At 70.0% G+C, this 18,781-nt stretch carries 33 protein-coding genes and 1 pseudogene; 33 read left to right on the plus strand and 1 reads right to left on the minus strand.

The features are described 5' to 3' along the window. The first annotated feature begins 17 nt into the window (after positions 1-17). The 24 genes and pseudogenes from OG352_RS05950 (at position 18) to OG352_RS06065 (ending at position 13,724) form a co-directional block, all read left to right on the plus strand. On the plus strand, positions 18-380 hold the full coding sequence (locus OG352_RS05950; RefSeq protein WP_329215079.1) for a hypothetical protein: 363 nt from the start codon (positions 18-20) through the stop codon (positions 378-380). Then, positions 377-883 carry a hypothetical protein gene (locus OG352_RS05955; protein ID WP_329215081.1) on the plus strand — a complete coding sequence of 169 codons (507 nt, stop codon included), beginning with the start codon at positions 377-379 and terminating at the stop codon, positions 881-883. The genes OG352_RS05950 and OG352_RS05955 overlap by 4 nt, the downstream gene beginning before the upstream one ends. Next, complete coding sequence (locus OG352_RS05960; RefSeq protein ID WP_329215083.1) at positions 880-1,401, plus strand: hypothetical protein; 522 nt, start codon at positions 880-882, stop codon at positions 1,399-1,401. Before OG352_RS05955 ends, OG352_RS05960 begins: the two co-directional genes overlap by 4 nt. Continuing rightward, positions 1,401-1,700: a hypothetical protein gene (locus OG352_RS05965; RefSeq protein WP_329215085.1), complete on the plus strand. Its 300-nt coding sequence runs from the start codon at positions 1,401-1,403 to the stop codon at positions 1,698-1,700. Before OG352_RS05960 ends, OG352_RS05965 begins: the two co-directional genes overlap by 1 nt. Beyond that, complete coding sequence (locus OG352_RS05970) at positions 1,697-2,068, plus strand: hypothetical protein (protein ID WP_329215087.1); 372 nt, start codon at positions 1,697-1,699, stop codon at positions 2,066-2,068. The genes OG352_RS05965 and OG352_RS05970 overlap by 4 nt, the downstream gene beginning before the upstream one ends. After that, positions 2,065-2,526 (plus strand): hypothetical protein, encoded by a 462-nt coding sequence (locus OG352_RS05975; protein WP_329215089.1) that lies wholly within the window; start codon positions 2,065-2,067, stop codon positions 2,524-2,526. Before OG352_RS05970 ends, OG352_RS05975 begins: the two co-directional genes overlap by 4 nt. After that, positions 2,523-2,987: a hypothetical protein gene (locus tag OG352_RS05980; RefSeq protein ID WP_329215091.1), complete on the plus strand. Its 465-nt coding sequence runs from the start codon at positions 2,523-2,525 to the stop codon at positions 2,985-2,987. The genes OG352_RS05975 and OG352_RS05980 overlap by 4 nt, the downstream gene beginning before the upstream one ends. Continuing rightward, positions 2,984-3,226, plus strand: a complete 243-nt coding sequence (locus OG352_RS05985) for a hypothetical protein (protein ID WP_329215093.1) — start codon at positions 2,984-2,986, stop codon at positions 3,224-3,226. The genes OG352_RS05980 and OG352_RS05985 overlap by 4 nt, the downstream gene beginning before the upstream one ends. After that, positions 3,223-3,429, plus strand: coding sequence for a hypothetical protein (locus tag OG352_RS05990; protein ID WP_329215095.1), 207 nt, complete (start codon positions 3,223-3,225; stop codon positions 3,427-3,429). The genes OG352_RS05985 and OG352_RS05990 overlap by 4 nt, the downstream gene beginning before the upstream one ends. Further along, positions 3,426-4,268: a hypothetical protein gene (locus OG352_RS05995; RefSeq protein WP_329215096.1), complete on the plus strand. Its 843-nt coding sequence runs from the start codon at positions 3,426-3,428 to the stop codon at positions 4,266-4,268. The genes OG352_RS05990 and OG352_RS05995 overlap by 4 nt, the downstream gene beginning before the upstream one ends. A 2-nt stretch (positions 4,269-4,270) precedes the next feature. Continuing rightward, complete coding sequence (locus OG352_RS06000; RefSeq protein WP_329215097.1) at positions 4,271-5,311, plus strand: recombination directionality factor; 1,041 nt, start codon at positions 4,271-4,273, stop codon at positions 5,309-5,311. Positions 5,312-5,397: 86 nt separating this feature from the next. Beyond that, positions 5,398-6,114, plus strand: a complete 717-nt coding sequence (locus tag OG352_RS06005) for a 3'-5' exonuclease (protein ID WP_329215099.1) — start codon at positions 5,398-5,400, stop codon at positions 6,112-6,114. After that, positions 6,111-6,521: a hypothetical protein gene (locus tag OG352_RS06010; RefSeq protein ID WP_329215101.1), complete on the plus strand. Its 411-nt coding sequence runs from the start codon at positions 6,111-6,113 to the stop codon at positions 6,519-6,521. The genes OG352_RS06005 and OG352_RS06010 overlap by 4 nt, the downstream gene beginning before the upstream one ends. Then, positions 6,518-6,829, plus strand: coding sequence for a hypothetical protein (locus tag OG352_RS06015; RefSeq protein WP_329215103.1), 312 nt, complete (start codon positions 6,518-6,520; stop codon positions 6,827-6,829). The genes OG352_RS06010 and OG352_RS06015 overlap by 4 nt, the downstream gene beginning before the upstream one ends. Next, a complete protein-coding gene (locus OG352_RS06020; RefSeq protein WP_329215105.1) occupies positions 6,826-8,100 on the plus strand; it encodes a DNA cytosine methyltransferase in 1,275 nt (424 codons plus the stop codon). The genes OG352_RS06015 and OG352_RS06020 overlap by 4 nt, the downstream gene beginning before the upstream one ends. Continuing rightward, entirely contained in the window at positions 8,097-8,969 is an 873-nt protein-coding gene (locus tag OG352_RS06025; protein WP_329215107.1) for a hypothetical protein, read from the plus strand. The genes OG352_RS06020 and OG352_RS06025 overlap by 4 nt, the downstream gene beginning before the upstream one ends. Positions 8,970-8,998: 29 nt before the next feature. After that, positions 8,999-9,220: pseudogene (locus OG352_RS06030) on the plus strand (WhiB family transcriptional regulator); the annotation flags it as partial. 595 nt (positions 9,221-9,815) lie between these two features. Continuing rightward, a complete protein-coding gene (locus OG352_RS06035; RefSeq protein WP_329215108.1) occupies positions 9,816-9,992 on the plus strand; it encodes a helix-turn-helix domain-containing protein in 177 nt (58 codons plus the stop codon). Between the two features lie 71 nt (positions 9,993-10,063). Next, a complete protein-coding gene (locus OG352_RS06040; RefSeq protein WP_329215110.1) occupies positions 10,064-10,330 on the plus strand; it encodes a hypothetical protein in 267 nt (88 codons plus the stop codon). Next, on the plus strand, positions 10,330-10,659 hold the full coding sequence (locus tag OG352_RS06045) for a hypothetical protein (RefSeq protein ID WP_329215112.1): 330 nt from the start codon (positions 10,330-10,332) through the stop codon (positions 10,657-10,659). Before OG352_RS06040 ends, OG352_RS06045 begins: the two co-directional genes overlap by 1 nt. 104 nt (positions 10,660-10,763) lie before the next feature. Next, positions 10,764-11,453: a BRO-N domain-containing protein gene (locus tag OG352_RS06050; RefSeq protein ID WP_329215114.1), complete on the plus strand. Its 690-nt coding sequence runs from the start codon at positions 10,764-10,766 to the stop codon at positions 11,451-11,453. Further along, the gene (locus tag OG352_RS06055) at positions 11,453-11,701 is read left to right on the plus strand and encodes a hypothetical protein (protein WP_329215116.1); all 249 of its coding nucleotides are present in this window, start codon (positions 11,453-11,455) and stop codon (positions 11,699-11,701) included. The genes OG352_RS06050 and OG352_RS06055 overlap by 1 nt, the downstream gene beginning before the upstream one ends. A 107-nt stretch (positions 11,702-11,808) precedes the next feature. Beyond that, positions 11,809-12,357 carry a hypothetical protein gene (locus OG352_RS06060; protein WP_329215118.1) on the plus strand — a complete coding sequence of 183 codons (549 nt, stop codon included), beginning with the start codon at positions 11,809-11,811 and terminating at the stop codon, positions 12,355-12,357. Positions 12,358-13,052: 695 nt separating this feature from the next. Continuing rightward, positions 13,053-13,724, plus strand: a complete 672-nt coding sequence (locus OG352_RS06065) for a hypothetical protein (RefSeq protein ID WP_329215120.1) — start codon at positions 13,053-13,055, stop codon at positions 13,722-13,724. A gap of 67 nt (positions 13,725-13,791) precedes the next feature. Here OG352_RS06065 and OG352_RS06070 read toward each other — a convergent pair whose 3' ends face one another. Beyond that, positions 13,792-14,007 (minus strand): hypothetical protein, encoded by a 216-nt coding sequence (locus OG352_RS06070; RefSeq protein WP_329215122.1) that lies wholly within the window; start codon positions 14,005-14,007, stop codon positions 13,792-13,794. Positions 14,008-14,088: 81 nt separating this feature from the next. On the opposite strand from OG352_RS06070, the gene OG352_RS06075 reads away from it, so the two are divergent. The 9 genes from OG352_RS06075 (at position 14,089) to OG352_RS06115 (ending at position 18,753) form a co-directional block, all read left to right on the plus strand. Continuing rightward, a complete protein-coding gene (locus OG352_RS06075; RefSeq protein ID WP_329215124.1) occupies positions 14,089-14,670 on the plus strand; it encodes a GIY-YIG nuclease family protein in 582 nt (193 codons plus the stop codon). A gap of 60 nt (positions 14,671-14,730) precedes the next feature. Beyond that, entirely contained in the window at positions 14,731-15,660 is a 930-nt protein-coding gene (locus OG352_RS06080; RefSeq protein ID WP_329215126.1) for a hypothetical protein, read from the plus strand. Positions 15,661-15,670: 10 nt separating this feature from the next. Next, the gene (locus OG352_RS06085; protein WP_329215128.1) at positions 15,671-16,408 is read left to right on the plus strand and encodes an ATP-binding protein; all 738 of its coding nucleotides are present in this window, start codon (positions 15,671-15,673) and stop codon (positions 16,406-16,408) included. Then, positions 16,405-16,821, plus strand: coding sequence for a hypothetical protein (locus OG352_RS06090; RefSeq protein ID WP_329215130.1), 417 nt, complete (start codon positions 16,405-16,407; stop codon positions 16,819-16,821). Before OG352_RS06085 ends, OG352_RS06090 begins: the two co-directional genes overlap by 4 nt. Next, on the plus strand, positions 16,802-17,095 hold the full coding sequence (locus OG352_RS39925) for a zinc finger domain-containing protein (protein ID WP_443072473.1): 294 nt from the start codon (positions 16,802-16,804) through the stop codon (positions 17,093-17,095). Before OG352_RS06090 ends, OG352_RS39925 begins: the two co-directional genes overlap by 20 nt. 64 nt (positions 17,096-17,159) lie before the next feature. Then, complete coding sequence (locus OG352_RS06100) at positions 17,160-17,615, plus strand: hypothetical protein (RefSeq protein ID WP_329215132.1); 456 nt, start codon at positions 17,160-17,162, stop codon at positions 17,613-17,615. Between the two features lie 214 nt (positions 17,616-17,829). Continuing rightward, positions 17,830-18,231 (plus strand): DUF4326 domain-containing protein, encoded by a 402-nt coding sequence (locus OG352_RS06105; RefSeq protein ID WP_329215134.1) that lies wholly within the window; start codon positions 17,830-17,832, stop codon positions 18,229-18,231. Further along, positions 18,228-18,443: a hypothetical protein gene (locus OG352_RS06110; protein WP_329215136.1), complete on the plus strand. Its 216-nt coding sequence runs from the start codon at positions 18,228-18,230 to the stop codon at positions 18,441-18,443. Before OG352_RS06105 ends, OG352_RS06110 begins: the two co-directional genes overlap by 4 nt. A 10-nt stretch (positions 18,444-18,453) precedes the next feature. Beyond that, a complete protein-coding gene (locus OG352_RS06115) occupies positions 18,454-18,753 on the plus strand; it encodes a hypothetical protein (protein ID WP_329215138.1) in 300 nt (99 codons plus the stop codon). Positions 18,754-18,781 lie beyond the last annotated feature (28 nt).

An 18,781-nucleotide genomic window follows, 5' to 3' on the forward strand; every position in this document is an offset into this window, starting at 1 on the left:
CAGAAAGTGAGGCCCAAGTGGCCACATCATCTCAGACCCCGACCGTGCTGCCCCTGTCGGAGGCCCTGTCCCCGCAGCGCAAGAGCTACATGGCTGCCCTGTCGCTCGCCGAGACCATCATGAGCGAGGCTCTGGCGCTGCCGTCCAGCTTCGACGTCAACGTGCACCCGTGGACGCCGAACTCCCCGGAGCTCCGCTTCTACTTCCACCACGACGTCCCTGGTCTGCGGCAGTTCCGTGACGACCAGATGCTGACCGAGTCGATGACGGAGCGGGAGGACGGCTCGGTTTACATCGAGGCGGTGCGGGACGACGTCAACGGCGTGCGGGTCGTCGCGTGGACGCTGTCGGACGCGAAGTCCTCGGCGGTGGCGGCGTGACCGCCCGGCTGTCGGATCCGCTGGTGGTTACGACGCGGGATGCGGGTTCGTGGTGGAAGCGGGCGGTGGACTCGGATGGGCATGGCCTGTACGCGAAGGCGGACTGCACGGACATGTGTCCGGAGCTGCGGTCGATTCGTGAGCTGGCCGTGTATGGCCTGACGGGGATGCTCGACGCGGTGCCGGTGCCGGTTGGTTCCGTGCCGCAGCCGTCGGAGCTGGAGACGCTGCGGGCCCGGGTTGCCGAGTTGGAGGCGTTGACGCCTGCTGCGATCCAGACGTGCCGGAAGTGCGGTGCGGGTTACACGTACGGCGAGCCGTGTCAGTCGTGCGTGTTCAAGGCGCGGATGGCTGCCGAGGTTGCGGCTCGTGGGGAGCGGCCGGTGAACCGGTTGACGGAGACGTTCATGCCGGTGGGGTCGCTGCGGGATGAGGACGAGTTCCACCTGCGTCACGACTACCGCGTGGGTCACGACCTGCCCGAGACGGGCGGTGCACTGTGACTGCCGACCCGACGAAGCACCTGCTCGGCTACGGCCGCCGCGACGCGACCACGGGCATGCTGCACGGCCACATCCGCTACCCGGACGGCACCGCGCCGACGCCGTTCGGTTGTCGTTGGTGCGGCACGGAGCGGGGCGGGCATGGCCGCCGGTGGATGCCCGGTAAGGGCATGCACGGCTGGGAGCGGCCGACCGAGGTGCAGGTCAAGGCGCGGATGCTGGCTCGCCGGAACGCACGGAAAGACGTGTGCCGGTGCCCGCTGGACGACGAGTGGCGTCCATTCGCCCCGGTCTTCGACCCGTACATGTGCGAGGCGTCCGACTGTCACGGCTACCGCTCGGAGGAGGACCCGTTCGGCGGGGGCTCGTACTGGCGGTCGGTGCACACCCCGAGCGCCGAGGTCTCCCGCAAGTGCGGCCAGTGCGGCTACCGCACGTCGGTCTGGCACGTGGATGACGGGTCGGCCGAGGAAGAACTGCACGGTCACGTCACCCGCGTTCACGGCGGTGGTGCGTGATGCATACGACGACTGCTTCCGAGTGGGCGCAGATGACGTCTCTCGCGGTCGCCTTGTACGCGTCCGTGTCGGTGCCGTACTTCCTCCTCGTCGACGCGGACCTGAAGGACTTCGACCCGCGTCCTGCTGTGCGCTGCGTGCTGGTCTCGGCCGCCGCTGACTGGCTGCTGGCTACGACGCCCGGCACCCGTCTCGTCGTGGCCGTCTCCAACGCCCCCACGGCCGCCCGTGACTTCTACCGGGATGCGGCTGCTCTCGCTCTCCTCCTCACCACCTCCCCGAAAGGGGCCATGGCATGAAGTACCAGATTGAGGGCCCGTTCCCTCTCACCCTCAACGTCACCGAAGGCGGCGCCGAGTTGGGCGTGGCCCGGTTCCTCAAGGCCGTGTTCCTCGACCTGTTCAACGCCGCCGACTCCGACCCTGAGGGCTTCGGCGAGGAACTCGCTGAGATGCACGCCCTTGCGCAGTCTGCGCAGTGCCGGGGCCGTGACTCGCATGCCCGGCACGACTTCGACGAGCGCATGGGCCGGATGCTCGACAAGTTCACGGGCGACGGCCAGATCGAGTTGTACGCGACCGGGCTGACGCAGTTGCGGGACGCGCTGAACGAGGTGCTGAAGCCCCGCGAGATCCCGGCGCAGCGCGAAAGCGGTACCGCCGCGTGAGCGCCCGTCGTCAGATCGTCGCCGCCCTGTCCGAGGACAGCTACGGCGGGATCGCCACCCTGCAAGACGTCGACCGAGCCGAAGCCCTGGTCAACGCATACCGCGCGGAAGTCCTCGCCGAGGAGAAGGCCACCACTTCGCCGACGGCCACCACCTACGCCGTCCGCTCGTGCGTCTGCGACGAGATCCCGCACCCCACGTGGTGCCCCGCGTCGGTGCCGACGGACGAGCGGATCGCAGAGATCCGCAAGGGGCTCGGAGGCCCGCTCACCCGGCGCGAGCTGGACTGGCTGACCGGTGCCGCTGCCAGGCATGAGCTGCACGTCACCGGGGCGCGTGGCCTGCACTGGCCACTGACCGAGGACCTGCCGGGCGCTCTGCTCCTCGTGTCGCAGTACCTGGCTGCAGCGGTTGCCGTGATCGAGCGGGCGGGCCTCGTCGAGGAGGTGGCCCCGTGAGGGCCGCCGAGCAGACCGAGTTGATTGTCCTCGCGCTCCGCGATCACGCGGCGATGGTCGAGGCGGATGCCCGCGCATTCCTCGCCGAACACGACGCAGGTGTTCGCGCCGAAAGCCTCGCCGAGGGTGCCGGACTCCTCCGTGAGCACGCCGCCCGCAAGGTCGGACGGCCTGTCTTCAACGCGGGCCTCCGGGCTGGCGCAGTCATCCTCGAACACGCCGCCGACCGACCCGCATCCGAGGGCGACCCGGACTTCTTCCAGCGTGGCCACACCTACGCCCGCGAGCATCACGCCGCCACCATCCGCTTCCTCGTCAAGTACATCGATGAGTCTCCGGACGGGATCCCCTACCGGGTTGCGTTCGGCTGGAAAACAGAAGACGGCGACGTCTGCACGTCTCCGTTCGACTCCGACAACATGGACGGCTGGACCGACATCACCGGCGAGGTGACGCCGTGACCACCACCATCTCCAGCCGTGAAGCACGCCTCGCCACGCTCCTCAACCAAATCCGATCCCAGCCCGGCCAGTGGACTGCTGGCCGCCTCCACCGCCGCCGCAGAGCATCGGGCGGCCCGGTCCAACGCGGCACCGCCCGCCGAGACCTGGTCGAACTGGAGCGGCGCGGACACCTCATCGGATGCGGCCCGACAGACGGCCGGTACTACGTGCTCCGCGACGAGGTGGCCGCCCGGTGATGCGCCGTCTCGCCTACCCGGCGTACCTGCTCGCCGTCCTCGGCATCGCCTGCGCCGCGACCTGGACCGCCGACCACATCCCCACCCCCAACCCGATCACCGCCTGGGCTGTCGACGCCTTCGCCGGGTGTGTCGCCGGACTCACCGCACTCAACCGGATCCCCTGCCCCTGCACCTGCCACCGAAAGGACCGCAGCCGGTGACCAACCCGAAGCACGCCCGCGACACCGACAACGGCCGCTACTACCAAGACCCCGCCGGCGGGCCCGACCTGGTCTCCGTCACCAACGTCCTGAACACCAGCGTCCACAAGCATGCCCTGATCCCGTGGGCCGTCAAGCTCACCGTCGAGTGGATCCTCGACAACCGCATGGAGGTCGCCCGCCGAGCGATCACCGACCGAGCGGCGCTCGTCAAGGAACTCAAGCAGATCCACATCGACGTCCGCGACACGGCATCCGACCTCGGCACCCGCATCCACCGGGCCGCCGAGCAGCGCCTCCTCGGAGCGCCGTTCGCAGTCGACCGCGAAGTCGGCCCCTACCTCAACCAGTTGGAGGCGTTCCTCGGCTTCTGGGGCGTCGACATCGACAAGCATGTCGAAGCCGCCGAGATCACCTGCCTGCACCGGCGCCTCGGCTACGCGGGCACCGCAGACCTCATGATCTGGCTGCCCACCGGTGAGGGCCGCGCGCTTGAACTGTGGCTGATCGACTTCAAGACGTCGGCCACCCGCTCCGCCAAAGAGGTCTACCCGGAGAACACCCAGCAGCTCGCCGCCCTCCGCTACTGCGAGACGGTCCTGCTGCCGGACGACACCGAGCAGCCCATGCCGAAAATCCAGCGGGCCGGCGTCCTCAACCTGCGGGCCAAGTCCCACGCCCTCGTCGAGATGCCCGCCGGACGGGACGCCCACAAGGCCTTCCGCGGGGCTCTCGCCAACGCGCTGTGGCACCACGCCGCGCCTTCCTCCTACCCGGCCCTCCTCGCCCCGGACCAGCCCGTACCGGCCCGGTGGCGCAACTACCGAAAGGTGGCCTGACCATGGGCTCCCGAATCCGCACCGCGCAGAAGCAAGCCCGCGAACTGGGCCGCCTGCGCACCGGCTACAGCATCCCCAACCAGGACCCGAAGAAGCGGCCCCGGCCGGTCAAGTCGAAGACGTGGGTAATCAGCAGCCACGCCGAGCACTACGTGACCGCCGCGGCCGACGCCTGGGGCGGCAAGGTCGAGCGCTGGCAGCCGCAGGGCAACGGCGCCCCTCAGTTCCGTGTGATCACTGAGGCCGAACTGATTGAGGCAATCCTCCCGCCCGGCGACCCGCTGTCGCAGGCCAACGAGATGTGGAACAAGGGCGGCTGCGTCCGCCGCTGCGACGGCGAGACCGAGCAGATCAGTCGCCACCCGTGCCTGTGCCTCGCCGAGCACGGCCCGGAATGGCACCTGCTGCGCCAGGACCTGTACACGAAAGACAAGGTGTGCGCCGCCACCTCCCGGCTGAACGTCGTCCTGCCGGACATGCCCGACGTCGGTGTATGGCGGGTGGAGACGCACTCCTGGTATGCGGCGAACGAACTCGCGGGCACCGTCGACATGGTGCTGTCCGGCACTGGCGGCAAGGGCCTGGTCCCGGTGACCCTGCGGATTGAGCCGCGGACTCGGGTGGCGGGCGGGCTGACGAAGCAGTTCCCGGTGGTCGTCGTCGAGATCAGGGGTGTCACCACGCGGCAGGCCCTGACCGGGCCGCTGCCCACTGCGGTCGCGCTGGACCCGACCGGCACGCGGGCGGTCGCCGCGATCGAAGCTCCGCGGCCGGACTACCTCGCTGATGCGGCGGCCGCGCTGACGGTCGACGACGTGCAGGACGTGTACCGGGCCGCGCACGCGGCCGGGCATCTCACGGACGACCTGATCGCGGCGCTGAAGGTGCGCGCGGACGAGGTCAAGGCGGAGGAGAGCAAGCGCGTCAACGGCACCGACGAGGACGGTCCGGACGACGAGGGCGTGTACCCCGCCGAGGTCGTCGACGACGGCCCCCGCGAGCCGGCCACTTGGCCCGCTGCCGCCCTGCCCGGCAGCAAGTAACCCGCACACGAGTGGCCGCCCCGCCCGCCGAAATCAGGCGGGGCGGCCGTCCTCAGCACACCACACCACCCGAACGGAGAACCACCATGTGGCACACAGGCCGACTGGCCGGCTTCGATACGGAGTCGACTGGCGTCAACGTCGAGGCGGACCGCATCGTCACCGCCTGCATCGTCGAGGTCGGCGGTAGCACGCCGCCGCTACCCGCGAACTGGATGATCAACCCGGGCGTCGACATCCCGGAGCAAGCCACCGCCGTACACGGCATCACCACCGAGCGCGCTCGGGCGGAAGGCCAGGACCCCGCCGAGGGCGTCGCGCAGATCGTGGCCGGACTGACGCAGATCGTCCTCGCCGGAACGCCCGTCGTCATCATGAACGCCCCCTACGACCTGACCCTGTTGGACCGGGAGGCCCGCAGGTACGGCATCAAGACCCTGTCCGACACGGTCGGCGGCGACCTGCGGGTCGTAGACCCCCGCGTCATCGACAAGGCCGTCGACACCTACCGGCCTGGGAAGCGGACGCTGACCCACCTCTGCGCCCACTACGGGGTCAAACTCGACGGCGCGCACTCGGCGGACGCCGACGCCGTGGCCGCCTGCCGGGTCGCGTGGCGGTTGGGCCAGCAGTATCCGAAGCTCGCCGCGCTCAGCCTGGACGAACTCCACAAGACGCAGGTCGAGTGGCATGCGGCCTGGGCTGCGGACTTCCAGGCGCATCTACGGGGCAAGGGCAAGACGGACGTCATCGACGGTTCGTGGCCGCTGATCCCGCAGCAGCGTGACGGCGGTGCGGCATGAAGCGCCCGTTCGTCACCCGCGCCCGTCACGCCGCCGCGCTCGCCGAGACCGAGCGGATCCGTAGCGAACGCGACCAGTTCAAGACGGACCGGAACGCGGCCCAGGCTGCCGCGCGGACTGCGGCCCGCCAGTTCGCTGAGGCCGACGAGGAGCGGACCGCGCTCACCCTCGTCAACGCCCGCCTCACCGACGACCTCACCACCGCCCGCGAGCAGTTGGCCGAGGCCCGAGCCCTGCTCTCCGACGGTGCGATCGCCGAAGTACGGGCGCAGGCGCGGCGGGATAAGCGGCGCGCCGACCGGCTTCAGAAGGAACTCGACGACGCCACGTTCCTCCCGGTCGGCGGGATCGAGCAATCCCAACGCTGGCAGCCCGGCTACGTCGACCCGAAGGCGGGGACGTCGTGAGCCTTTTCCACGCCTTCCACGCCGCCATCGCCACCATGCTCCTCGGCCTCGGGGTCGGCATGACGATGATCGGCCGTAGCTGGCCGACCCGTTCGAAGCACCGCGGCCCGCGTGCCCCGCGCCGGATCGAGGTCGAAGTCCCCGGCCACCACCTGATCCCCGCGCTCGCTGGCGGCTGGCCTGCGACCGCGTTCCGGCACTGCATCGGCTGCCACGCCACCGTGCCGGTCGTCGTCCACGACGGCGTACACCGATGCGACCAGCACGGGCACGTCACCATCCACGCTCCGGCAGGGGGCACCCAGTGACGCGGCGTATCGGCTCCCTCTGTACCGGCTACGGCGGCCTCGACGACGCCGTACAGCACACCTTCGGCGGCGAACTCGCCTGGGTCGCCGACAACGACCCCGGGGCCTCCGCCATCCTCGCCCACCACTACCCGAACGTCCCCAACCTCGGCGACATCACCGCCGTCGACTGGGCTGATGTTCCGCCCGTCGACGTCCTGACCATGGGCTTCCCCTGCCAGGACGTGTCCGTCGCCGGCCAGCGCGCCGGACTCCTCGAAGGCAACCGCTCCGGTGTGTGGCGCCACTGCGCCCGCGCCATCCAAATCCTCCAACCCTCCCTGGTGGTGATCGAGAATGTTCCCGGACTCCTCTCCTCCCGAGCCGATGGCTACGTGGAACCCTGCCCGTGGTGTTTGGGAGACCCCGGAGATGAACCTCCTCTGCGGGCACTCGGAGCCGTACTCGCAGACCTGGCCAGCCTCGGGTTCGATGCGGAGTGGACGAGTCTGGACGCGTCCGCAGTCGGGGCCTGCCACAAGCGGCGCCGTGTCTTCATCCTCGCCTGGCCCGTGGCGTGGGCTGCCCACGCCACGGGCCAGGGACTGGAAGACGGGCGGCAAGGACGGCCTGCACGAGGCGCTGAAGCTGCTGCCCACGCCCACGGCGACGCCCTACGGGAACAACCAGTCGCCGTCCCCGAACGCTGCGGTGCGGCCGTCGCTGGACTCGCTGCTGCCGAACCTCCTGCCGACTCCGCGAGCATCGGACACCGGCACCCCGGGCCGGCGCGCGAGCGAGGGATGGCGGCCCCCGCTGTCACAGATCGTCTTGCAACTCCTGCCGACCCCGCGCACCTCGGACTCCAACGGGGGGGGCAGCACGGTGACGGAGGACTCGACCTCCGCACCACCATCGGCGCCCTCACTGCTGCCGACGCCGACCGCGAACCTCGCGGTGAACGGCGGGACCCAGCATCCGGCGAAACGTCGGGCTGGGGGGCATCAGCCGTCGATTGCGGATGTGATCGAGCACCTTGGGGCAAGTACGCCGCCGCCATCCACCAGTGGGAGCAGGTGATGGGGCGCGCCGCGCCGGCTCCGGTCGACGAACGCGGCCGTCTGGCGGTGCCGTTCGTCGAGTGGATGCAGGGCTGCGACGAAGGCCATGTCACCGCCGTGCCGGATCTGTCCCGCAGGGCGATGCTGAAGGCGCTCGGCAACGGCGTCATCTCCCTCCAGGCCGCGGCGGCTCTCCCGCTGCTGGCCGTGCGGGCGGGGGTGGCGGCATGACCGTCCGCGCCGACGTCGCCGAACTCCTCGCCGCCGGATACGGAGACCGCACCATCGCCCGCCGGCTCGGTGTCACCGCCATTTCGGTCACCACAGCCCGCACTGAGCTGGGTCTGCCCAAGGCTCGCGGAGGAAACAAGCCCTCCGCGTCAGTCGAAGACCTGTTCTGGAGGCGCGCCCGCCCCGTCGACGGCGGCCACTACGAATGGACCGGCGGCCGATCCAGCAAGGGCACACCACAAGTCCAGTGGGGCGGCAGGGTCCGTGAAACCCACACCGCATACAGGGTCGCCTACCGCATCCGCCACGGCGTGGACCCGGTCAGCTACTGCTTCCCGTCCTGCGGATTCCCGCGCTGCGTAGCGCCCGAGCACATCGCCGACTCGGGAGCGGCGCGCAGGCCTGCGCACCACGACGGCGGTCGCGGCCGAACGTCTGACTCCCGCCGCGACGAGATCGTGAAGCTTCTGCGGGAGGGCCGTTCCAACAAGGACATCGCCCGGACCCTGCACGTCGATCCGAAGCGTGTCGGTCGGATCCGCGCCGAGGTTGGACAGGCCGCGTTCATTGCGGTGCGCCCGGCGGGGACGTCGCTTGAGGAGAAGTGGGCGCAAGCAGTGAGGCCGACCATGGGCGGCCACGTCCGCTGGGCGGGGCATGTGCGGGGCACGACACCGAACCTCGTCCACGGCCAGCGCAACCATTCCGGCCGGGCCGTCGGCTTCGCGATCGCTCACGGCCGTCAGCCTGTCGGCCGGGTCCTGCCCGGTTGCGGGACGGCGTGGTGCGTGGCCGGCGAGCACGCCACGGACGGGCCGATGCGCCGCGCGGACGCCCTGTACACCGAGCTGTTCGGGAGGGCGGCGTGAACGCGTACACGGGCCAGGCGCCCGACACCATCCGCTCCGCCGACTGGCGTGCGAGCGCCCCATGCAAGGCGGATCCGGACGCCATGTACCCGGGCAGCTTCGGTGCGGACATCGACTACGCCAAATCGTTCTGCCGCTCCTGCCCCTCCGTCGAACGCTGCCTTCAGTGGGCGCTGGAGACCGGCGAGGAGTGGGGCGTGTGGGGTGGCCTCAGCGAGGGTGAGCGCCGCAAGCTCCGCCGCCGCAAGGCCGCCAAGCTGCCCGTGGACGAAGCCGAGGACACGCCCCGGCCCGCAACCCTCGCCGAAGCGTGGAAGGCCCGCACACGCCCGCTGGACGACGAGCACCTCGCCTGGACCGGCGCCCGCTGCCTCTACTTCCAAGGCGCCACCTACACCCCCAACCGGGCCACGTTCATCGTCAGCCGCGGACGCACCCCGGACGGCCAAGTCCTGGCGTTCTGCGGGATCGCCGACTGTGTCCGCCCGGACCATCTGACGGACGCCCGGGAGCGTGACGCCCGTTCGCGTGCGGGCCGGCCGGTCCCGAACCCGCGGCACGCACCGTGCGGGACCCGGTCGGCGTACGCGCGGCATGTGGAGAAGCGGGAGCCGGTCGACGACGCGTGTCGGCGGGCGCACAACCGGGGGCAGGCGGCGTACTCGCGGACCGGCACCACGAAGGTCTCCGCGTGAGCGCCCGGGTTCCGGAGCCGTGCGACGTACCCCGCAGCGAGCACGGGGCCCCGGTCCGCTTCTACATCACCGGATGGAAGTGCGCCGTACACGCCCCCAGGCCGCAGACCCGCGAGCCCCAGCCCGCCGCCGGCTCCGGAGAGGACGCCTCATGACCGCCTCCCGTGCCCGTGACGCTGCTCTGGCCCGCGACTTGTACGAGTCGGGTCACACGATCCACTACGTCGCCGGACTCCTCGGCCGCTCGTACGGCGGGACCCGTGACCTGCTGATTCTCGCCGGAACGACGCTCCGATCCCAAGGCGCACGCCGCCGACAGCCCGCCTGACCGCCTGACCGCCCACCAGCAAGCGGCCCGCCGGGCGGAAACCGGCGGGCCACCCGACCCAGGAGAACACGATGACCAGCCCCACGCCCCCGCCCCTCACCCCGGAGATCGTGACCGCGATCGTCCTCGACCCCGACAGCCCGCTGTACCCGGATCAGATCACCGTGTTCTGCGACCACTGCGGCGTCGAGAACACCGGCGAGTACATGGTCAGCGAGGACATGACCCGCACGGAGCGGCTTGCTGTCGCCCGCCAGCACCTCGTACAGAACGAGGGCTGGGAGCACACCGGCGACGGCGACGACTTCTGCCCCACACACGCCGGGAGCGCCGCCTGATGGGCCTCTACCACTCCGTCTCCCTGGCCTACGGCTTCGAGATCCCCGCCGACACCGACCTCGACACGCTCGACCAGGTCATCGGCGACGGACCCGACCTCCTCAAGGACAGCGTCGGGCACCACGTCGTCGGCGACTACGACCGGCTGCTGCTCGTCACCCGGTTCACCCCGGTCAAGGAGAACCAGGTCGTCCCGGTCATCCCCGACGAGCTCGCGTCGGTCGCCGAGTTGGCCGCCTGGGATTCGGCGCTCGACTACACCGCGGTCCGCCTCGGCTACGCCGACCACCCGGAACCCCGGTGGCTGGTCATCCACAACTACCGCTGACCACCCCTCCGGCGCGCCGTCCCCCACGGCCCGCCACCGGGCGCAGGAGGCGACTTCCCCCAACGCCTCCCGCGCCCGGCCCCTCAACCCCACAAAGGAAACCCATGAACATCGAACGCTTCACCCACGGCGAGTTCGACATCGAAGTCCTCCCACGCGACGGCTCGTTCATCGTCCTCGCACCCGGCCTCGCAAGGGGACTGGCATACAAGGACGCCCGAGACATGCTCCGCTCCGTCCCCGACGACGAGAAGGGGTCCGCAACAGTGCGGACCCCTGGCGGCGACCAACGCGTCTGGCACCTCACCGAACCCGGCTTCTACCGCGTCGTCAGCCAGCGCAAGACCGCCCGGATCAGCAACGACTACGTCCGCGACCAGGTCAACCGCTTCCAACGCTGGGTCTTCCACGACGTCCTCCCCTCGCTGCGCCACACCGGCCAGTACACGGCACCCGTCCCCGGCAACCTCCCAGAGCCCGTCGTCCTCAACTGGGACACCGCAGCCGCCCACCTCCGCCAGCGCTACGGCCTCCCCATCGACGACGCCATCGGGATGCGCGAACGCCTCACCGACGCCGGAGTCCTGCGACAGTCCGGCGTCCCCTGCAAGGAGTACCGCGACCTGTTCTGGCCGGTCGGCCGCCGCTTCGAAATCCACGCCCACGCCCTGCCCATCCTCGCCGGCCGTGTGACGCGGGAGCTGTACCGGCTCGCGGAGGCGCAGGCCGGGGTGCAGACGGCGTTGGAGTTGGACGCGATCGGCCGGGCGGCGCTGGGCGGAGGTGCCCGCTGATGGCCCGCTCGATCGGCATGGCGGCTGACGCCACCGTCTACCGCGCCGTCATCACCAAACAACTCCGCGACGGCACCACGGTCACCGAGTCCGAGGGCCCCTACGGCGGTATCGGAGCCGCCCGCGCCCGCGTCTCGTTCTGGACCAACCACCTCGCCGTACTCGACGAAGACACCTGCGAGCCCACCGGGGAAAGCCGGGCGTCCGGCTACGTCGAACAAGGCTCCGTCACCTGGGAGCGCGCCTGATGACCTGCCCCAAGTGCCTCGCCCCGACGCCACCCGGCGCCGGGTTCTGCAAAGCCTGCTCGGCACCCATCGGCCAGTAACCGCACACGACACAGGAAGGAATTCCCATGGACCGTGACTGCCTCACCGACATGAGCACCGCCATCGAGGACGCCATCCCCAACGGCGACTACACCGCGCCGCTCGTCGCCGCCGATCTCGTCGACCGGCTCCGCGCCGAAGACCCGGATCTCCTCGCCGGCTGGCTCGACCTGCGCGCGGCCGTTTTCCTCGCCGACGCGATCGCCCGGAAGTCGAACAGCAAGCGGCAGGCCACAAGGGTCGGGGCTCCACGTCGGGCGTTCGCAGAGGCGGCGCGCTCGTTCGCCGACACCGGGGACGCCGCCGCTCTCAGCCCGTTCGCGGCGGAGTACGTGGTCGACGAGGACAACACGCGCCGGACCGTGGCCCGGATGACGGCGGCGGACTGCCTGTTCGTCGCGGGCCGGTACGACGAGACCGCGCGGCAGGCGAAGTTGGAAGCGTCGTTCCACCGGGCCGTGGCCAAGAAGGTCGGCAAGGGCACCGTCGGGGACGCCTTCACGGAGGAGCAGTACCTGACGATGTACCGCTCACTGACGGGGCGTTCGCAGGCTCCGACGATTGCGGCTGCGTGATCTGAGATGACGTCTGCTGGCCGACACACCGCGCCCCACACCAAGACGACGCTTCTACCCACCTCCGCCCACAGCACTCACACCGGGCCAACCCGCCACGACTACCCGTCCCACTTCCAGCCTGCCCGGCTCGGCTCCGGCCTGCCCTACCCCCACCGACGACCCTGCGCTTCGCAATTCGGCCCGTCGACCTCCGTACCGACTCCTCGTCCCAGGGCACCGCATGCCCAACCTTGCCGACATCCCTGCCCCAGCCTTCGCCAGCCGAGCCCACCCAGGCGACAGCCCCACGCGGATCTCTTCAGCGCCACCCTCCCGACCTCCCGATCCCGTCGCCGCGCGCCGCCTTCCCGCCCGTGCCGACTACCCGTTTCGTCACGCCACGCTACGTCGCCAGTCCCCCCACCCCGACCGACTACCCATCCCGCCTCGACGCGTCCCAAGACGGACCGGCCCGACACGACCCTGCCCCCGCCGACTACTCCTCGCGAGGCCGCCCAAGCCGATTCGGACCGACTTCCCCTCCCTACACCGCCCTGACCAGCCCTCACCGACAACCCAACCCATGCCGTCGCCTACCGGATCACTCCGGCCTGCACCGACATTTCGGCCCCCTACGTCCCCGCTCGACCCGGCCCCGACCGACAACCCAGCCCGGCCCGACCCACCAAACGATCAACCACCAGGAGAACCCCATGACCAGCGCATTCGCCACCTACACCAACACCGCATGGCCCCACCGCTACAACGCCACCATCACCGTCACCAACCTCGCCGGCGGCGTCCCCACCGACCCCCGCGTCGCCGAAGGCTGGCTCAAGACCAAACTCGCCGACAAAGACGACCTCATCCGCGACCTCGTCGCACAGACCATGGCCGAACGCGGCGTCACCGCCGACGAAGCCGCCACCGAAGTCGACAAGCTCAAGCACCTCAACGGCTTCAAGCGCAACCAGCACGGCCTCTACATCGAAGGCCGACAGCTCAAGGCCGCCATCAAGGAAGCCGCCGGCGTCGCCCGCGCCACCGACAAGCTCAAGGCCAAGTGGGGCACCACCAACAAGGGCGTCCTCGGCTTCGTCGCCGAACACATCATGGTCGTCGAGGACACCCTCCAGCTCGGCGTCACCGAAGCCTCCCGCGTACTCCAGTCCTTCCCGAAGAACCCGCGCACCGGGCAGACCGGCATCCAGTACACCGAGGTCATCGACGAGGCGACGTTCGACTTCACCGTGATCGCCGACCACAAGTTCGCAGATCAGGAGTGGGCCATGTTGTGGCTCACCGGCGAGCAGCAGGGCATCGGCGCCTCCCGCTCACAGGGCTTCGGCCGGTACGAGGTCGTCCGCTGGGAGTCCGCCGCGTAACGCAGCCTTCCCCATCGCACACGACGAAGGCCCCGCCGTGGCGGGGCCAGGAGAGGAGGAGACGGTGTCAGGACTCGGCGATGTTGCGGGCCGCGCCGGCGTCACGGGCTTCGGGTCGCTTCGGCAGCGCAGCCTTGGGGCGGCGCAGATACCAGGCGATGAACTCGCGCAGAAGGTGCGCACGGTTGCGCTCACCCACCAGCACACCGAAGTCCTCCCAGTCCTGATCGGGGACTCGGAAGACGCGGTTCGTGGTGTGGGTGTCCTTCGCTCGGCTGACCATGCGCTCACCGTAAGGGCTGCATATGCATCATGTCCAGCTATCCGCTTGACCTTGCATATGCACGCAGATAGGGTCTTGCATATGCACACCGAGGATCTTCCGGAGGCGCTGCACGCCTCTCTCGCTGCCACTCTCCAGCACGTCAGCCTGATCCAGGACAAGGAAAACCGCCTGGCTGAAGCCAGGAAACAGGCCATGGAACAGGCCATCCATCGCATCGCCACCGAGTACAGGACTGGCGCCCTCACCTACGCGCAACTGTGCATCGCAATGGCCGCCGTCCGGGCCACTCGGCATCAAGGGGCCATGCGCCTCTGGGACGACGTGGTCGGCGTGCCGTGGAAGCGACTCGCCCAGTACGCCAAGCGGCTCCCGAACGGCCCCGAAGGCAGCTGGGTTGGCGAATACCCAATCCCCGCCAACGCGCCCATCCCGATCTACGGCGTCCCTGTCGTCTATGTCCTCTTCGACGAGAGCAACACGCCTTGCTACGTGGGCTCCACCGACAAGCTCAGCCCACGGCTGACCGCCCACGAGAAGGACGGCAAGCAGTTCGTCCGCTGGCAGGCGCACCCGTGCGACGACCGCGCCCATGCGTACCGCCTCGAAGACCGGCTCCTTCGCCAGCACAAGCCCTACCTCAACCGGAAGGCCAGCCGATGACCGGCCGCCCGGCAAGCACCGCTCAACACGTCTGATCAGCACAAACGAGAGAAGCGCCTGATGACCTGGGTGAAGCTGGACGACCGGTTCCCATCGCACCGCAAGATCGCCTTGCTGTCCGATCGGGCGTTCCGGCTGCACATCTCCGCGATCTGCTGGTGCGCCGAGAACCTCACCGACGGCCGCATCACCGACCGCGAGCTACCGCTCGTCGCCCACGTGCGGAACATCAAGGCGACCGCCAAGCAGCTCGAAGACGCCGGCGTGTGGGACCGCACCGCCGACGGCTGGGCCATCCACGACTACCTCGACTACAACCCGTCCCGCGGGCAGGTGCAGGCGGAGCGGAAGAAGAACGCCGAGCGGCAGGAGAAGTTCCGCCGCCGCAAGAACGGCAAGCCGGTCCCGCCGGACGGATCCGACGCCTCGCGTAACGGCAGCAGTAACGGCGTTACGCGAACCGAAGAAGCGCACGACGGCGACACGACGGCGACACGACGGAAGCACGACGGCGACACGACGGCGACCGGAACCCGTTCAGTTGTAGAGACAGAGTCCCAGGTCACGGCGATCCGTAACGGCGTTACTAACGCTGCCCCGTCCCGTCCCGTCCCGACCCCAACCCCTTCTATGGCTGATGTAGGTGGGGAAAGCGCGGGAAGCGGGGCGCCTGATCTTGACGCTTACGCGCCCTCCCCGATCGACAACGACGGCTTCGCTCTCAACGACGGACTCCGCCGCTGGGCCCTCAGCACCTTCGGCCCGAACCTCGACCTCGACTACGAAACCGCCCAGTTCGTCGACCACTTCCGCGCCAACGGCCAGCACCGCAAGAACTGGAACACCGAGTGGCAGAAGTGGATCCGCCGCTCCGCGAAGTTCGCGTCCGAGCGCGCCACCCGCCCCCCGCTGCGCGCGGTCTCCGGCGGCTACCAGCCCTATAAGCAGCCCACCCCCGAGGACTACGCCAACGACCTCGGCTACTTCTAAGGACCCCGCCGTGCCCGAACCCCAGAGTTTCGCCGAGAACCGGCCTTCTGCCCTCGCACGCCTCATGGCCGGAATCGCTCAGCACGTCCCCGACGTCACCGGCGGCGCGATCGACGACGAGCCCACCCCCGACGAGCCCGGCCACCCCGAGTACCACCGCCGCCAACGCGCCGAGTTCGCCCTCAGCCGCTGGCAGACCGCCGTGCCATACCGCTACCGGCAGGCCACCGCAGAACACCCGGCCGTCCAAGCCTGGGCCGACCGGGCGGCGGCCGACTACCGGGATGCCGGCTTCCTCGTCCTCCACGGTGCGATCGGCAGCGGCAAAACCCACCAGGCGTACGGCGCACTGCGGAGGATCGCGGAGGCCGGACCGAAGCGCTTCGAGATGATCGCCACCACCGCCCCCGATCTGTACGGACTGCTGCGGCCGGGCGGCTCCGAGAAGGGCAGCGAGCACGAACTGAAGCGGCTGTGCCGGATCCCGCTGCTCCTGCTCGACGACCTCGGCACCGAGAAGCTGTCTGAGTTCACGGAGGAGACCACCACCCGCATCGTCAACCACCGCTACAACGAATCCCTCCCGCTGCTCATCACCACCAACCTCCCCGTCCGCACCGGCGGCACCGCAGCCTCAGACCTGGTGACCCGTCTCGGTGACCGGCTCGCGTCCCGGCTTTCACAGACGGCGACCATCGTCAGCTTCGACGGCCCCGACCTCCGCCGCGGACTTCGGAGCGTCTCGTGAACGGCCTCGTCACGCCGCCCACCCACAGCGAACCCGCCGACTACCGCGGCCCCTTCGAACCCGTCCGCGCAGTCGTCGGCCACCGCTCCACGGACTGGTGCCACCGCTGCGAAGACATCGCACACCCCCAACTCGTGCACCTCGTCAACGCCGAGAACCTCCCGCTCTGCCGCACCTGCCTGCGCTACCTCAACCCGCCACTGCGCCGCGGCCTCGAAACGTTGAACCGGCTCTCGCAAGTCCTCGACCAGCCGCACGCCTACCGGGCCGTCGACCTCGTCGGCGAGTGGCGCGCAGACCTCGAACTCTCCCGCCCCGAAGAGGAGCACCTGCTGATGAGCGCCGCCCAGCTCCTCGCCCGCCACGTCGGCTACCGGCCGCCCGGCTTCCGACCTGCGGAGATCCCGTCATGACCAGCCGCCCGCGTTACACCGCGCCGGCCAGCATCCGGCCCGGTCGGTGCCGTGTACGCACTGCGGGGCCCGCGCCCACCAACCGTGCGTGCTCCGCAAGTCCGGCCGACGCCTGCCCGAGTCGCACCCTCAGCGGATCACCGACTGGGCGCGCATCACGGCCTGCTGCCCCGCCTGCCAGGTCGAGCCCGGCATCACCTGCCACGACGACGGCATCCCGCGTGCTGGTGTCCACGCCCGCCGCTACCAGGAAGCCGAAGACACCTGCGCATGACGGCCGCACCTCATGCCGCCCGCCACACCACCCGGAACCAGACCAACCGGAAGGACAACCAGCCGTGAAGAACCCGCAGACCAAAGCCGACAGCCGTCAGATCCTCGAAGCCCTCAGCCACGGAATCGCGGGCGACGACGACACCGCCTGGAAGCTCCTGAGGCCCATCGTCCGCCGCAGCGACATCGCCATGTACGCCACGTTCTGCGCCCTCGCCGAATCCGCCGCCTTCGACGCCCTCCAAAACCAGCAGCCCGGCGAGCACTTCGGGATCGAGGTGGAGAACATCCACACCGGCGAGGAGGGCAGCGTCGACGCCTTCCCGCCCGGCATCCGCTTCGCCGCGCAGTTCGTCACCGCCCGAGCCAACCGCGACGAGGACACCGCCGCCGCCCTCTACCGGGCGCTGTACACCGCGGAGTCCGACGACCTCGGTGTAGGGCTCCGGGCGATCTACGAGATGGCCGTCGTCTCGCTGCGCGCCTACTGCGAGCGCAAGCGTCAGGAGCGCACGCCGTGACCGCCGTCCCGCGTTGTGCGGGTTGCCGTCGCCGACTCAAGCGCCCCACGCCCTCCGGCTTCGGCCCCACATGCGCCAGGAAGCTGCGTGAGGCGTCACAGGAGGCCCGTACAGGGCCTGGAGGCCCCGGACTGCCACCCAGCCCCTGGCAGCGCCTCAGAAGCGCGCCTGTGACCCCGCAGCCCGGACAAGACGAACTCCCGATGGAGGACCAGTGACCACCGAACCCCGCCGGATCCAGCGCCGCCGCACCCCTGGCTGGACCCTCGCCAACGCCACCGCCAACCCCAACGGGGCCGTCATCGTCAGCCGCCCCTCCCGCTTCGGGAACCCGTTCACCATCGCCGACGCCATCGAGGCCGAGATGGGCGAGCCCCGCAGCGCCTGCGCCGCGAACTACGCCGAGTGGCTCCGCGTCGGCACCGAAGGCGGCTGGTACGAGGAGACCTACCGCATCGGCAGGCAGGTCTTCGACCGCCGTCGGATCCTCGCCGACCTCCACACCCTGCGCGGCAAAGACCTCGCCTGCACCTGCCCGCTCCCGGAGCCCGGCCAGCCCGACCACTGCCACGCCGCCGTGCTGCTGGAGCTCGCCCGCAAGGAGCCCACCCCGTGACCCCGCTGGAGCGCCTCATGCAGGAGGCCATCCCGGTCCGGCCGCCCGCGAAGCCGCCCACCGAACCGTGGACCCCCGAAGAACAAGCCCAACACCGCGCCGACCTCGACGCCGCCGTCCGCGACTGGCACTCCAACGACCCCCGCGACACCCGCAAACGCAAGCCCCACCTCCGACTCGTCACTGACCAGCAACAGCCCGACGCCGCCTGAAAGGCCCGCCATGACCACCACCCACATCTGCGACCTCACCCCCGACGCGCCGCCCGCCCTCGGAGAACTCGGCGGCGACTGCGACTGCGGACGCGGCCAGACGATCGGCACCTGCTCATTCACCAGCAGTCGCATGTGGTTCCGCGTCTTCCACGACGGATCCACCGCCTTCCACTTGGAGCACGCCGCCGACTGGGTGTGCGTCGACTGCATTGCCGACATCGCCATCGCGGTCGCCACCGGCGAAGTCCGCGCAACCCTCCGCCGCATCGCCGCCGAACGCCGCGCCACCCCCACCCTCGCCCGGTGATCTCCACCGCGCGCGACCCGAAAGGACC

This window comes from Streptomyces sp. NBC_01485, from assembly GCF_036227125.1.
Lineage (GTDB): Bacteria > Actinomycetota > Actinomycetes > Streptomycetales > Streptomycetaceae > Streptomyces.

Bases quoted from the DNA above. Each gene is read 5' to 3' on its own strand.
- OG352_RS05965 (WP_329215085.1), top strand. From the start codon at position 1,401: ATGCATACGACGACTGCTTCCGAGTGGGCGCAGATGACGTCTCTCGCG.
- OG352_RS05970 (WP_329215087.1), top strand. From the start codon at position 1,697: ATGAAGTACCAGATTGAGGGCCCGTTCCCTCTCACCCTCAACGTCACC.
- OG352_RS06000 (WP_329215097.1), top strand. From the start codon at position 4,271: ATGGGCTCCCGAATCCGCACCGCGCAGAAGCAAGCCCGCGAACTGGGC.
- OG352_RS06005 (WP_329215099.1), top strand. From the start codon at position 5,398: ATGTGGCACACAGGCCGACTGGCCGGCTTCGATACGGAGTCGACTGGC.
- OG352_RS06010 (WP_329215101.1), top strand. From the start codon at position 6,111: ATGAAGCGCCCGTTCGTCACCCGCGCCCGTCACGCCGCCGCGCTCGCC.
- OG352_RS06025 (WP_329215107.1), top strand. From the start codon at position 8,097: ATGACCGTCCGCGCCGACGTCGCCGAACTCCTCGCCGCCGGATACGGA.
- OG352_RS06035 (WP_329215108.1), top strand. From the start codon at position 9,816: ATGACCGCCTCCCGTGCCCGTGACGCTGCTCTGGCCCGCGACTTGTAC.
- OG352_RS06040 (WP_329215110.1), top strand. From the start codon at position 10,064: ATGACCAGCCCCACGCCCCCGCCCCTCACCCCGGAGATCGTGACCGCG.
- OG352_RS06045 (WP_329215112.1), top strand. From the start codon at position 10,330: ATGGGCCTCTACCACTCCGTCTCCCTGGCCTACGGCTTCGAGATCCCC.
- OG352_RS06050 (WP_329215114.1), top strand. From the start codon at position 10,764: ATGAACATCGAACGCTTCACCCACGGCGAGTTCGACATCGAAGTCCTC.
- OG352_RS06055 (WP_329215116.1), top strand. From the start codon at position 11,453: ATGGCCCGCTCGATCGGCATGGCGGCTGACGCCACCGTCTACCGCGCC.
- OG352_RS06060 (WP_329215118.1), top strand. From the start codon at position 11,809: ATGGACCGTGACTGCCTCACCGACATGAGCACCGCCATCGAGGACGCC.
- OG352_RS06065 (WP_329215120.1), top strand. From the start codon at position 13,053: ATGACCAGCGCATTCGCCACCTACACCAACACCGCATGGCCCCACCGC.
- OG352_RS06070 (WP_329215122.1), bottom strand. From the start codon at position 14,007: ATGGTCAGCCGAGCGAAGGACACCCACACCACGAACCGCGTCTTCCGA.
- OG352_RS06075 (WP_329215124.1), top strand. From the start codon at position 14,089: ATGCACACCGAGGATCTTCCGGAGGCGCTGCACGCCTCTCTCGCTGCC.
- OG352_RS06080 (WP_329215126.1), top strand. From the start codon at position 14,731: ATGACCTGGGTGAAGCTGGACGACCGGTTCCCATCGCACCGCAAGATC.
- OG352_RS06115 (WP_329215138.1), top strand. From the start codon at position 18,454: ATGACCACCACCCACATCTGCGACCTCACCCCCGACGCGCCGCCCGCC.